Origin of the sequence: Pseudoalteromonas sp. TAB23, assembly GCF_000498075.1 — a bacterium.
GTDB lineage: Bacteria > Pseudomonadota > Gammaproteobacteria > Enterobacterales > Alteromonadaceae > Pseudoalteromonas > Pseudoalteromonas arctica.
In genome coordinates this window covers 1-13,890 of the sequence record NZ_AUTP01000331.1, presented here as the reverse complement: position 1 = coordinate 13,890, position 13,890 = coordinate 1, and the positions used below count along the sequence as shown (strand labels likewise).

Sequence of the window (13,890 nt, the reverse complement as noted above, 5' to 3'; positions counted from 1 at the left end):
TTAGCTGCCTTATTTGCATTAAATTTTTAGTCGATGTCGCAAGCAAATGCCGTTATACCCAAAAAAGGGTATCAATATAAAAAATATAAGAAGGAATTAGCAATGTTCGATACCGTCGTCAAAAGCGTAAACAACCTTTTATGGGGAGAAGGTCAGGTACTTATTTATATACTCTTGTTTACGGGGGTATGGTTTTCAGTACGATTAAAGGCAATTCAAATACTTAAATTTAAACATATGTTTAGCCTTTTAAAAGGCAGTAGCAAATGTAAGAAAAACGATATTTCCTCATTCCAAGCGTTGTGTACAGGGCTTTGTGCACGAGTAGGTACCGGTAATTTAGCCGGTGTAGCGGTTGCAATTTCACTTGGCGGCAGCGGCGCTATATTTTGGATGTGGGTTATAGCCATATTGGGTATGGCTACAGGCTTTGCCGAAAGCGTACTTGGGCAAGTATATAAAGTGCGTGATAGTGGCGGCGAGTTTAGAGGCGGCCCTGCGTATTATATTCAACAAGGTTTGGGTAGCCGGGCGTTTGCCATTGTGTTTGCCGCGTGTTTGTTTTTAGGTTACGGCTTTACGTTTAGCGCAATGCAAACGAACACAATTACCGACGCACTTAATTACGCGTTTGAAGTTCCTACATTTTATTCAGGCCTAGTTATTACCGTACTAGCAGGCTCAATTATACTCGGTGGCTTTAAAGCAATTGCCCGATTTGCAGAGCGTGTTGTGCCAATAATGGGCATTGTGTTTGTACTTGCTGCGGTAATTATTACGATTATAAATTTCACGCAAGTACCCGCCATGCTTAAAGATATATTTTTATCAGCGTTTGGTTTACAAGAAGCAGGCGCCGGTGCAATGGGCGCTGCGATTAAAAACGGTATTCAACGTGGTTTATATTCTAATGAGGCCGGTGCAGGTAGTGTGCCACATGCTTCAGCAAGTGCCAGCCCAATTCCTAATCATCCTGTAACGCAAGGTTACATACAAATGCTAGGCGTATTTTTCGATACAATAGTACTGTGTAGCTGTACCGCTGTGATCATTTTATTAGCCGATATAGACATAAGCGGTGAAATGGAAGGCATTCGTTTAACACAAAGCGCGATGACCGCTCACTTAGCACAAGGTGGTGTTTACTTTGTAGCAGCCGCTATAACCTTATTTGCTTTTACATCAGTGGTGGCAAACTACGCCTATGCAGAGAGTAACTTGCACTTATTTAAGCTCGACAACAAAGTAGGGCGCGGCATTTACACTTTGCTTTATTTATCAATGATGTTGTGGGGCGCGTCGGCCACATTAAAAGAAGTCTGGGATTTAGCCGATATTGCCTTAGGGTTAATGACAGTGGTTAACGTTATCGCTATTATACTGTTAACGCCGACTATTTTGTCTGTTACGAGCGATTACCACGCACAAAGAGACAAAGGTCTAGAGCCCGAATTTAAAGTAAAAGATGTAAAAGTACAGGGCAAATGCGAAGACGGCATTTGGGACTAATTCAGCACACTTAACTATAAAAAGCGGTTTTATGGCAACATAAAGCCGCTTTTTGTTTTGCATAAATATTCACTTCCAGTGTTGTAAAATAACTACAGCAACCAAAATAAAGGCACAATTTTTAGATGATCGAGATTCACGCAGGGAAAACAGCGGCTAAAATTATTAACGAACAGGGCTTTAAACCTGAACTTTTCACCTCTTTTTTAGGTGCAAGTGGCGGCCCTAAATGGTTTACATTATTTGGTTTAGATAAATATATTTTTGGTGAATTTTTTAAAAACCGTACCCAACCACTTAATTTAATTGGCTCATCTGCTGGCGCTTTTCGCTCTGCGTGTTTTGCACAAAACGATCCCGTTGCTGCTATTGAGCGATTAGCAAAATCGTATTCGCAAACTAGGTACTCAAGTAATAAACCAACACCAAGTGAAATCACAATAAAAGCGCGCGCATTACTTGAAGATGTTTTTGGCGATAACGGCGTCACCGAAATTATAAATAACCCAATATTTAAAGCGCACTTTATTGTAGCAAAGTCGAATGGTTTTATTGCCAGCGAAAATAAATTAATACAGTTAATGGGTTTATCAAAAAGTTATATGTTAAACCGCGTTAACCGAAAATTATTAGGCGCGCAGTATGAGCGTTTTATATTTGGTCCTGCAACAAGTGACTTATCAATTACCGACACCTACAATTTTAAAACGCAAAACATAGCGCTTACTCAACATAATTTAAAAGATGCATTACTTGCATCGGGCTCTATACCACTTGTTATGCAAGGCATAAAAAATATTGCAGGCTCGCCGCAAGGAATATATCGCGATGGCGGAATAATTGATTACCACTTTGATTTAAAAATTAATAACCCTGGCTTAATTTTATATCCGCACTTTAATAGTGAACCAAAAGCAGGCTGGTTCGATAAAAATTTAAAACGCAAAGTATCAACACTTAATTACGATAACGTTGTGATGATTACTCCATCAAAAGAATTTATAGCCGGCTTGCCTTACGGAAAAATCCCAGACAGAAACGACTTTACCGATCTTGATGCAGATATACGTATTAAATATTGGAATACTGTATTTAGTGAAACTGAAAAGTTGGCTGAAGCGTTTGATGAAAAAATCACTCTAAGATCAAACTTTTAAACATATACTATTTAAGGCAACATAAAATAACTCAAAGTTATAAATTACGATATGTAGTAAATAAGAAAAGGGCAAAGCCCTTTTCAATCGTAAAGTAATTATAATTTAAACAGTTATTTATAAATAAAAGATAAACTAAACCTTTCTAATTTTCTTAGCACTTAACCTCTGTATAAGGTTATTCGATGAGATATAATTAGTACTTCGGCCATCTTTTAATGAGTAAATAAGTTTTTCTGTAACTAAAGCGTTCAAATTTTTTCTAGCAGTATTATCTGAAATAGCATATGAGTTAGATACTTCTTTAACTGTAAATATTCTTCCAGGTTCTTTAGTTGCTTTTTTTATAATATCTTTTTGTACGAAATTCAAACCACTAAATCTTGAGTCATCTAATAACTCAACTACTTGGTAGAATTCGTCAGTTTTAACTTTTAAATAATCTTGTAATTCATCAAATGCAGCTAAAATTATATCTAATTGGAAATCAATAAAATAAGTTAAGTCATTATTATCTTTCTCTGTATATAAATATGAAAGCCCATAGCCTTTTGGATCATTTTTTAGAAGTTTGCTTATAGAAACATATTTAAATAAATCATATTCATGTTTTAACATAAACCAATAAAAAATAGCTCTAGCGGTTCTACCATTACCATCCCTAAATGGATGTTCGAAGCCAATCATAAAATGAAGAATAATTGCCTTAATAACAGGTGGAATGAATGGACTCGCTTCTTCAGCACCGCTATGATCTGAATTTGCAAATTCGCATAAGTCAAAAAGCCTCTCTTCAATCTTTTTATAACAAGGTGGTTGATGAGCAACTTCACCTTGATAGTCTCTAACATGAATGTCATTATTTTTTCTAAATTCACCAGGGACAACATTATTTTCGGTTGTGTGTAAAGTAGCTATTCTATGGAAATCTAGAATCAAATCCAAAGTTAAATTTTCATTTTTCATCTTTTCTGCATGTTTAAGCAATAAGAAGTTATTGATGATCATTCTTTCATCTTCATCAATAGGTTCCCGCTCATCTTCAAGCATTTTTTTTGCCACTTCTCTCGTAGTAGAAGCTCCTTCAAGTTGAGCACTTGTAATTGCTTCTTCCATCATTAGAGATGAAACTAAAAACTTCTTCTGAATGTTGTCAGAGGCAACATTTCCTGCAACGCTAGCAATACTACCTCCTGCAATTTGAATTACTTTGTGAAGTTTTGCCTCCATTGAATGAGGGATGCAATAATAAAAAAGTTCTTCATTATCATCGGTAATATGTAAGTATTTTACTTGCATAGTTCTTTTAAATTTAATTAAAGACCAAATTCTCTTTGCATCATTTTGAGGAAGTCTCCATTTAAGTACGCTCCAATGTAAATACCGACCTTTATCATCAACCTCAGCATAATCATGAAAAATATCTTCAACCTTTTGAAAATCAAAGTCTTTCATACTGAATTTTGGTGCTCTTTCTACTATTGGTTTAGCCATCATCTCAACTTTTGATTTTTGAGTTATATACCTTGTATACTGACATTTAATGAGTGAAAGTCAAATAAATAATTATGAGCAAATATAAGTAGAGGACATATTTCATCTTATTCTATGGATAATTTAAATTTAGATAGGATGGTTATTTAAACCAGTTAAAAATATATACGGGTATAAAATGGATAGTTCATTAATAGAGTATTTGTTTAATACAGATTATAAATTTTATTCATTAAAACCAGTTGAGCAATTGGTGTGTATGAGAATGTTGTATCTTTCGAGTAAGGGGGAATCAATATCTCTTTCTAATATTGCGAGTGTTTGTAATTGTTCAAAGCAAACTGCTTATTCAGCTGCTTCAAAACTAGTTACATTAGGTCTGTTTAATAGCCATCAAAATATTGGAAAGATGACTGATTACGAAGTTAATCCAGATTTTTTAAATCTTAAGTAGATAGCTTTACCTGAGAATAAACCAGGTCATAGTTCTTCAAACTTAAGCGAAGAGGATTTGTGGAATAATTTTGATTCTACAAATATCTTTAATAACAATGAAAATACAGATAATGCAAAAGATAAATATGTGAGTATTGAAGATGAACATATTGATACGTTGTTAAAGCCGGGGCATGAACCGGCACAGATAGTGGCTGATCACTGTGCACCTTCAAACACAAAAAAGAAGCAAAGCCAGAAAGAAGCGAAAGAAGAAATAGCGTGATACAAGACCACCCATAAATTACGTTATGTTAAATTGAGTGGGTTTTAATAAAGCGAGCGTGATTATACAAACCAGCTCGCTTTTAGGAGAGTAACTTGGTGGTTAATTAAGCTCTGAATCAACCCAAAACTTAGTTCCTTTTAATACAGCTTGTAGTGCAAGGCCGTTTTCGGTTACAGAATATACAGTAACTTGATCTGCAATCGCTTCGGCAACCAGTGCACCGCCTTTATCTTCATATTTTGCTGCTGCATCAGCGTTTCCGCCAAATGCCCAACCATGTTCAATAAATCTGTTTAATGCAGCTTGGTTATGAAAAACCATTACAACGTTAAAATCTTTAACGCCTAAGCCAAGTCCTAAACCGGCTTCGCCCATATTCATGTAAGTCGATTTACCTGTAAGATTATTTCTAACAACACCGTAACCACCGCCAAAGCTAGCAAGCACTACATTTACATTCGCGTTATCGAATACAGCATAACCAGCAGAGTTAGCAATTTGTTTTTTAACATCAGGTTTTTCAGCGTATAATTTATCTAATGTGTTTGCTTTCATACTTTGTACAAGTGAACGTTTTTCGCTTGGTGATGCACTACCTGTAGTAGCACACCCAGTTAACGCAACTGTTAAAGCAAGTACGCTTAGTATAATTAGTTTTTTCATAATGTTTTCCTTAATAAGATATAGCAACCAACAACCATAGAATAATCACGGTATTAAAATAATTAGAGCTTTACTATGTCCAATACTAGACAGTATCGGACTTTAACGTTATTCTGTGTGTCTATTATTTAATTGAATATTTATACATTATGCTTGTTGCTTTGGTTGATACGTTAAAACAATTAAGATATCAAATTGCCCATCTAGATGACGGTACTCTCAATTCAGAATACCCAGAACTTGCATCCTTTATACAGGAAATTGGCTTGACTGTAACTGAATCAAAAGCTGATCTGACATTCTTGTATCAGTTTTTATATGTTTATGGCCGAAAGTCAGAAGCCACTTATAGTCGTTTTCGAAATGAGCTTGAACGCTTTTATTTATGGTCGTGGTTAATCGCAGAAAAATCAGTATTCGATTTAAAACGTGAAGATATTGAAGCTTACGTTGATTTTATGGTTGAACCCGATAAAGCATGGGCTGCAACTTCAGTGCAATGGCGTTATAAAGATGAACAAGGAATTCGTCGATTAAACCAAAACTGGCGCCCTTTTATGCTTAAAGAATCCATTGCTAGTCAGCAAACTTTATCGTCTATGTTTACAGCATTAAATGTGTTTTATAAGTTTGCCTTACTAGAAGAAAAAACATTTGCTAACTTTGTCCCTGTTGTTAAAAAAAATAGTCCGTACTTAGTTGTTCAATCACAAATTCAAATTCCAGACACATTAAGCGATATTCAATGGGAATACGTTTTTGGTGTAACGCGTGATTTATGCGAACATAACCCTGATTTAGAGCGAAACTTATTTACGCTTGCCTGCTTAAAAGGTCTTTATTTACGAATCTCAGAATTATCTGAGCGCCCACAGTGGTCGCCGGTGATGTCTCATTTTTGGCAAGATAATGATGGTTTCTGGTTTTTACGTATTATGGGCAAAGGTAATAAATTACGAGATGTAACCTTAAGCGATGATTTTGTTGAATATTTAAAACGTTATAGACTATACAGAGGTTTACCTGCCCTTCCCCGTGTTGATGAATCAGATCCTTTGGTTCATAAAATTCGCGGGCAAGGTGGTATGACCGTAAGGCAAATTAGGCGTTTAGTTCAACAAAGTTTTGATTATGCACAGCAATCATTACTTGATGATGGTTTTAAGGATGATGCTGAACAACTTGGCGCTGCAACTGCACATTGGCTTCGTCATACTGGTGCCACACATGATGCGCAAACCAGACCGCTTAAACATTTATCGGAAGATTTAGGCCATTCTAAAATTGCGACTACCGATCAAATTTATATTCAAACAAATATTAAAGAGCGAGCAAAGTCAGGACTTAAAAGGAAAATTTAATGGAGTATTTAGTAATAGCATTTATAGGCGGATTATTTTTAATTTATTCTTTAACACTTCGCCAGTTAGAAAAAACAGAAGTAACAGGCCCAATGTTTTTTGTTGTTGGCGGAATATGTTTAGCTTCAATGCTACCCAACGAAGGGCATAAAATAAAAGAAGGCGTTGATCTTTTATTACCATTTATAGAGCTTACGCTAAGTATATTTTTATTTTCTGATGCAGCTAAATCAAAGCTAAGTGTATTAAGGCATAGTTTTCAGTATCCTAGTTTACTGTTGTTTGTTGCCCTACCCTTAACTTTATTACTCGGTATTGCTGTTGCTTTATTTTTCTTTGCTGAGCTTTCACTTATTCAAGCGGCTTTGCTCGCTATTATTTTAACGCCTACCGATGCAGCTTTAAGTAAAGGGCTATTAGCAAGTACACAAGTACCTGAAAAAATACGCGAAGGAATAAATACTGAAAGTGGTTTGAACGATGGATTATGCGTACCCATATTTTTAATATTTATATTACTCGCTAAAAATCCTGATTCAGCTATTACCGCAACACAAACATTAAGTGTGTTTGGACGAGAGCTTGGCTTGGCTTTATTAATAGCTATTACAAGTATTGCTGTTTTTATACCGAGTTTAAACTTTGCAATGAAACGTCATTACTTTGCACAAAATACCAGTCCATTTTTATTACTCGGTTTTGCAATGGCTGTATTTTCTGTCACTCAGTATTTTCATGGCAGTGGTTTTATTGCGGTGTTTATTGCAGGCTTATTATTTGATAAATTTTCGACCGAAGAAGTTAGAACAGAATTAATTGAAGACTCAGAGCACATAGCAGATTTCACATCGTTAATGATTTGGTGCTTGTTCGGGTTTGTTTGTGCTTACTTAGTTATTCCTAAATTAAATACTGAAATTATAATTTACGCTTTGTTAAGTACAACATTGATTAGAATAATTCCAGTTATGCTGTCTCTGCAGTTTACGGCATTGAGTATTAAAGAGCGTTTTACATTTGCGTGGTTTGGGCCAAGAGGATTAGCATCTATTGTTTTTACATTGATGGTGATAGATACGCAAATAGAAAACAAATATCAAATAGCGACAATAGCAATGACGACTATTCTGTTTAGTGTATTTATACATGGTATTAGCACTAAACCTATTGCTGATAGTTTTGTTAAAAAATAATTATTTAAACTAGGTAAATTAAGAATACGTATTAAAAAAGGCGTAACGGTTATTTTCATCACTGATGAAGTTAATCGTTGCGCCTTTTTTTATTTAATAAATAATTTACTAATTTGTATTTAGATAAAAATATTTAAGTACTCTTATATAAGTGATCTTATTTAAGCACTCTTATTTTATAAAGTTATTTAAGAACCTGTGCTAGTAATTCAATTGGGTGTTTTGGTTTAAACTTTTCAAAACGTTTAACTTGGCTACGACAAGAAAATCCCGTAGATAAAAGTTGCTCAGGTTTATTTTTATCTACAATTGGTTTCCAGCTCATTTCGTAAAGCGCACGTGAGTTATCTTGATTTTGTGCTTCGTGGCCATAAGTTCCCGCCATTCCACAACAACCTGTATTTGTTGTTTTTAATGTTAAACCAATATCATTGAAAATTGTTTGCCATACATTTGCTGCTTTTGGCAGCGCAGTTGTTTCAGTACAATGACTCAGTAATGTAAATTCGGTATCTGTATTTTGCTTTGCGCTTAGTGATTTAAACGATTGTGTTTCTAGCCATTCATGAGCAAGCTGCACATTAAATTCGCCACGGTTATTTTCTAAAATTGTATTATATTCATCGCGATAACACATAACGAGTGACGCATCTAAACCGACTAACGGTGCATTAATATCATTTAATTTATTTAAAAACTCGGCTGCATTTTTAGCTGTAACTTTAAATTCATGCAAAAAACCTTTTACGTGTTGCGGTTTACCATTTGGTTTAAAAGGTAATAGCATTGGTTTTTTGCCAAGTTGGGTTATTAAAGTAATAAAACTTTCTACTAATTCGGCTTCGTAAAAGCTCGTAAATGGGTCTTGTACTATTAATACATATTCACTTTGTTGCTCTGCATTTAATTTATTTAATAAGTCAAAATCGAATTTTTGTATTTTAGTAACACGCTTTGAAAGTGCAGGAATACTTAACTGTGGTGTATCAACATAGCCAACCGTTTTTTTAATAACATTACTAACTAATGATGTTTTAACAATTGGATTTATAACTTTAGCGAACTTTGCCATTAATGGCGCGCTATTTTCTATGTTACCAACAAGGTAATCTTTTAGCGGGCGTGCATAATAACTATGATAATAATTTAAAAAGCGCGAACGAAAAGTGGGTACATCTACTTTAATTGGGCATGCAGTTGTACATGCCTTACACGCTAAACATTCATCCATTGACGCCTTTACTTCGTGAGAAAAGTCGTAAATACCTTTTCGTTTTTCGCGGCTATGAACAAAACGTTCCCACCAGGTAATGACTTCACCTTTGTTAAGTTGTTTTTCTACTTCGAGCAAATCTACATTTTTTGACTCTTGTAGACGAAGCCATTCGCGCATTAAACTTGCGCGTCCTTTTGGTGAATTACGGCGATCGCCAGTTACTTTATACGATGGACACATAGGTGAACTTTCATCGTAATTAAAGCATATGCCATTACCATTACAGGTCATTGCATTGTTAAAACTGGTTTTAACTTCTATTGATATTTGCTTATCGAAGTGCGATCTCTTTTGTCCATCTACACTAACTAGTGAGTCTTCACTATCGATAGGAGTACATATTTTACCGGGGTTAATGCGATTGTTAGGATCGAAAGCTGTTTTTATTTTTCGAAGTTGCGTATATAAATGCTCACCAAAAAACTCAGGGCTATATTCACTACGGTAACCTTTACCGTGCTCGCCCCACATTAAACCGCCGTACTTAGCGGTTAGTTTTACGACCTGATCTGAAATAGTTCTAAGTAGTTTTTCTTGTTCTGGGTCACACATATCAAGTGCTGGGCGTACGTGTAAAACGCCCGCATCAACATGGCCAAACATACCATACTGTAAATTATGACTGTCGAGTAATGCTCTAAATTCGACAATATAATCTGCTAAATTTTCAGGCGGTACAGCGGTGTCTTCTGCAAAGGCGAGAGGTTTTTGGCTGCCTTTTACATTACCTAATAAACCCACTGACTTTTTACGCATTGCGTAAATTTTTAGTATATCGCTTTTATCACTGGTTAACTGATAACCAATAACGCCATTAGTTTGATTTTTTACGCATTCATCTAGAAGCTTACAAAGCGTGTCTACTTTGTCTTTTATATCATCGTTTGATACTGCATTAAACTCGACCATGTTAAGGCCTTGCATATCTTTATTTGGTACGTCGGTTATTAAGTCCGATACTAAATTCCAAATGATATCTTCACGCGCTAAGTTTAAAACTTTGCTATCAACGGTTTCTACCGATGTTGCACGTGCATCGACTAAAAATGGTGAATGACGAAGTGCTGAGTCAAAACTATCATACTTAATATTAATAAGCGTTTTGAATTCGGCAATAGGCGTTAGGTTTAATTTTGCTTCAGTTACTATACCTAATGAGCCTTCTGAACCCGTTATTAGTCGGCTCATGTCAAAGGTAAGTAAGTCATCACTTAGTACATGCTCTAGGTCGTAGCCGGTTAAAAAACGATTTAACCGTGGAAACTTAGCTAAAATAGCAGCGCGTTCATTAACTGATATATCTAAAACTGTTTTATATAAACTACCAATTAGTGAGTCTTGATTCGCTATAATTTGTGCTTTGTCGATGTCTATTGGGGAGGTGCACATAGGTGTGCCATCAACTAAATAAGTTGTTAGCCCTAAAACATGATCGCTCGTTTTACCGTAAACTAACGAGCCTTGCCCCGATGCGTCAGTACTTATCATGCCACCAATAGTTGCCCTGTTACTGGTAGATAAATCGGGTGAGAAGAAAAAGCCATAAGGTTTTAAAAAGTCATTAAGTTGATCTTTTATTACGCCGGTTTGAACGCGTACCCAGCCTTCTTCTACATTTATTTCGAGGATTTCGCGCATATAGCGAGACAAATCTACAACAATACCAGGTGTTAACGATTGTCCGTTAGTGCCTGTTCCACCGCCACGAGGACCAAAAGTTAATGATAAAAACGGGTCGCGAGATGCTGTTTGCAATGCGAGCTGAATATCTTTTTCACTTTTTGGAAAAATAACACCTTGCGGTATTTGCTGATACACACTGTTATCGGTTGAAGCGGTAATACGCGTTGCATAACTTGCGTCGGTATCTCCGGTAAAACCTTGGTTTGCAATGGTATTTAGGTAGTTTGCGACAAGTTCTGTCGCGGCATCTTGCTGTGTAATTGTTGCTATCATGACGGCGATATTTTAGGGCATTTGACTAATTATATCATGGTGATGGCGAATAGAAATTGAAGATTTTACAGTTTGTAACACTCTTTTAGTCGATTTTAATGCAGCTTAAATTATACTCAAGTTAACAAGTAATGAGGTGTGTTATATGAAAAAATTACTATTACAGATCAGTGGCGTGTTATTTATTTTGCTAGGATTATTTTTTGCGGTTGTACCTGGTCCTTCACTTATATTTTTTATGGCGGGTTTATTGTGTTTTTCGTTTTACTATCCTAAAGCACGACATTACTTATCATTTTGTCAAAAGGCGTTAACTAAATCATGTGCTTATTTAGATAAAAAATTAGCCCGTTAATTCACTTTTAATTGAGCATAAAAAATGCCAGCAATACATGGCTGGCATTTTTATAGCTTACATATTTATAGCTTACCTATTTATTACTTTGCTAATTTTTTAGCTAGGTATAACCATGTTTCTATTACTGTATCTGGATTTAGTGAAACAGAGTCAATACCCTGCTCTACTAACCATGCTGCAAAGTCTTCATGATCTGAAGGACCTTGGCCACAAATACCTACGTACTTTCCTTTTGCTTTAGCTGTTTTAATTGCCATAGAAAGTAGCTTTTTAATTGCAGGGTCACGCTCATCAAATAAATGTGCGATTAAACCAGAATCACGGTCAAGACCAAGCGTTAACTGTGTTAAATCGTTAGAGCCGATAGAAAAACCATCAAACATTTCTAAGAATTCATCTGCAAGTAATGCATTTGAAGGTAGCTCACACATCATGATTACTTTAAGACCATTATCGCCGCGTTTAAGGCCATGTTCTTCTAGTAATTCAATTACGCGTTTGCCTTCTTCAAGGGTACGTACGAATGGGATCATGATTTCTATGTTAGCCATATCCATGTCGTTTCTTACGCGTTTTATAGCTTCACATTCTAGTGCAAAACAATCGCGGAAGTCTTCAGAGATATAACGGGCTGCACCACGAAAACCAATCATTGGGTTTTCTTCTTCTGGCTCGTATTGCTGACCGCCAACTAGGTTTGCGTATTCGTTTGATTTAAAATCAGACATACGAACAATTACACGCTCTGGTGCAAATGCACACCCTAGAGTAGAAATACCTTCAACCAGTTTTGTTATGTAAAACTCTACTGGTGATTCGTAACCGGCAATCATGTCAGTAATTTCTGCTTTTAATGCATCTGTTTGAGCATCAAAATTTAATAACGCTTTAGGATGAACGCCAATCATACGGTTGATAATAAATTCAACTCGCGCAAGGCCAACACCTGCATGCGGTAAGCGTGCAAAGTCAAATGCACGATCGGGGTTACCCACGTTCATCATAACTTTCATTGGTAGTTCTGGCATTTTATCAACGCGTGACGTTAGTATTTCAAAATCTAAAATACCTTCGTAAATAAAGCCGGTATCGCCTTCGGCGCACGATACTGTTACTTCTTGGCCCGCTTTAATTAAATCAGTTGCGTTGCCACAGCCTACCACTGCCGGAATACCAAGTTCGCGTGCAATGATTGCCGCGTGACACGTACGTCCACCACGATTTGTAACAATCGCTGCTGCACGTTTCATGATTGGTTCCCAATCAGGGTCGGTCATATCGGTAACTAAAATATCGCCTACTTGTACCTGATCCATTTCTTTGATTGAATCAAGAACACGAACAACACCGCTACCAATTTTATGACCAATTGCACGGCCTTCAACAACAACGTTGCTTGTACCATTTAATTGAAAGCGTTCCATTACGTTAGAGTCTTCGTTTGAGCGTACAGTTTCTGGACGTGCTTGAACTATATATAGTTTGCCGTCGTTACCGTCTTTTGCCCATTCGATGTCCATAGGACGACCGTAATGTTTTTCGATGATTACAGCTTGCTTGGCAAGTTCTTGCACTTCTTCATCTGTAATCGAAAATTTATTTGAAAGCTCAGGGGCAACATCAACGATGTCTACTTGCTTACCGTGTGCTTTATCTTCTGAGTAAATCATTTGAATGGCTTTAGAACCAATGTTACGACGTACTACTGAAGGTTTATTTTTAAGGAGTGTTGGTTTATGAACATAAAACTCATCAGGGTTAACTGCGCCCTGTACAACCATTTCACCTAAGCCGTAGCTTGATGTAATAAATACAACGTCTTCAAAACCAGACTCTGTATCAATGCTAAACATTACGCCAGATGCTGATTTATCTGAACGTACCATGCGCTGAATACCCGCTGATAGGGCCACACCACGGTGATCGTAACCTTGGTGAACACGATACGAGATTGCACGGTCGTTAAATAATGAAGCAAATACGTGTTTAATAGCGACCATGACTGAATCGATACCAACAACGTTAAGGAAAGTTTCTTGCTGGCCTGCGAATGATGCATCTGGCATATCTTCAGCGGTAGCTGATGAACGTACTGCGAATGATACATCTGCTGCAGTATCGCCATGAAGTTGGCTATATGCGTCGCGAATGGCTTGATCTAGGTTTGGTTGGAATGGTGTGTCGATTATCCATTGGCGG

The 13,890-nt window shown here is 36.4% G+C and carries 11 protein-coding genes; 7 read left to right on the top strand and 4 right to left on the bottom strand.

Annotation, left to right across the window (positions count from 1 at the left end):
- The first annotated feature begins 102 nt into the window (after nucleotides 1-102).
- Together L654_RS0122225 and L654_RS0122220 are read left to right on the top strand one after the other, a co-directional pair.
- Nucleotides 103-1,509: an alanine/glycine:cation symporter family protein gene (locus tag L654_RS0122225; protein ID WP_024609079.1), complete on the top strand. Its 1,407-nt coding sequence runs from the start codon at nucleotides 103-105 to the stop codon at nucleotides 1,507-1,509.
- A 125-nt stretch (nucleotides 1,510-1,634) separates the two neighbouring features.
- Nucleotides 1,635-2,666 (top strand): patatin-like phospholipase family protein, encoded by a 1,032-nt coding sequence (locus L654_RS0122220; RefSeq protein ID WP_024609078.1) that lies wholly within the window; start codon nucleotides 1,635-1,637, stop codon nucleotides 2,664-2,666.
- 135 nt (nucleotides 2,667-2,801) lie between these two features.
- On the opposite strand, the gene L654_RS0122215 is transcribed toward L654_RS0122220, so the two are convergent.
- Nucleotides 2,802-4,160, bottom strand: a complete 1,359-nt coding sequence (locus tag L654_RS0122215; protein ID WP_024609077.1) for a Fic family protein — start codon at nucleotides 4,158-4,160, stop codon at nucleotides 2,802-2,804.
- A gap of 178 nt (nucleotides 4,161-4,338) precedes the next feature.
- On the opposite strand from L654_RS0122215, the gene L654_RS0122210 reads away from it, so the two are divergent.
- Both L654_RS0122210 and L654_RS0122205 read left to right on the top strand, forming a co-directional pair.
- The gene (locus L654_RS0122210) at nucleotides 4,339-4,614 is read left to right on the top strand and encodes a helix-turn-helix domain-containing protein (RefSeq protein ID WP_024609076.1); all 276 of its coding nucleotides are present in this window, start codon (nucleotides 4,339-4,341) and stop codon (nucleotides 4,612-4,614) included.
- A gap of 57 nt (nucleotides 4,615-4,671) precedes the next feature.
- Complete coding sequence (locus L654_RS0122205) at nucleotides 4,672-4,881, top strand: hypothetical protein (protein WP_024609075.1); 210 nt, start codon at nucleotides 4,672-4,674, stop codon at nucleotides 4,879-4,881.
- Between the two features lie 102 nt (nucleotides 4,882-4,983).
- Here the strand turns inward: L654_RS0122205 and L654_RS0122200 are convergent, their stop codons facing one another.
- Nucleotides 4,984-5,547, bottom strand: coding sequence for a YSC84-related protein (locus L654_RS0122200; RefSeq protein WP_007583197.1), 564 nt, complete (start codon nucleotides 5,545-5,547; stop codon nucleotides 4,984-4,986).
- A 149-nt stretch (nucleotides 5,548-5,696) separates the two neighbouring features.
- On the opposite strand from L654_RS0122200, the gene L654_RS0122195 reads away from it, so the two are divergent.
- Nucleotides 5,697-6,908 carry a tyrosine-type recombinase/integrase gene (locus tag L654_RS0122195; RefSeq protein ID WP_007583195.1) on the top strand — a complete coding sequence of 404 codons (1,212 nt, stop codon included), beginning with the start codon at nucleotides 5,697-5,699 and terminating at the stop codon, nucleotides 6,906-6,908.
- Nucleotides 6,908-8,101, top strand: a complete 1,194-nt coding sequence (locus tag L654_RS0122190) for a cation:proton antiporter (protein ID WP_002962135.1) — start codon at nucleotides 6,908-6,910, stop codon at nucleotides 8,099-8,101. The genes L654_RS0122195 and L654_RS0122190 overlap by 1 nt, the downstream gene beginning before the upstream one ends.
- 184 nt (nucleotides 8,102-8,285) lie before the next feature.
- Here the strand turns inward: L654_RS0122190 and L654_RS0122185 are convergent, their stop codons facing one another.
- Nucleotides 8,286-11,333 carry an FAD-binding and (Fe-S)-binding domain-containing protein gene (locus L654_RS0122185; RefSeq protein ID WP_024609074.1) on the bottom strand — a complete coding sequence of 1,016 codons (3,048 nt, stop codon included), beginning with the start codon at nucleotides 11,331-11,333 and terminating at the stop codon, nucleotides 8,286-8,288.
- 145 nt (nucleotides 11,334-11,478) lie between these two features.
- On the opposite strand from L654_RS0122185, the gene L654_RS0122180 reads away from it, so the two are divergent.
- Nucleotides 11,479-11,688: a PGPGW domain-containing protein gene (locus tag L654_RS0122180; protein ID WP_024609073.1), complete on the top strand. Its 210-nt coding sequence runs from the start codon at nucleotides 11,479-11,481 to the stop codon at nucleotides 11,686-11,688.
- 83 nt (nucleotides 11,689-11,771) lie between these two features.
- On the opposite strand, the gene ppsA is transcribed toward L654_RS0122180, so the two are convergent.
- Nucleotides 11,772-13,890 (bottom strand): phosphoenolpyruvate synthase (gene ppsA / locus L654_RS0122175; protein WP_024609072.1); only part of this gene is annotated, 2,119 nt, incomplete at its 5' end.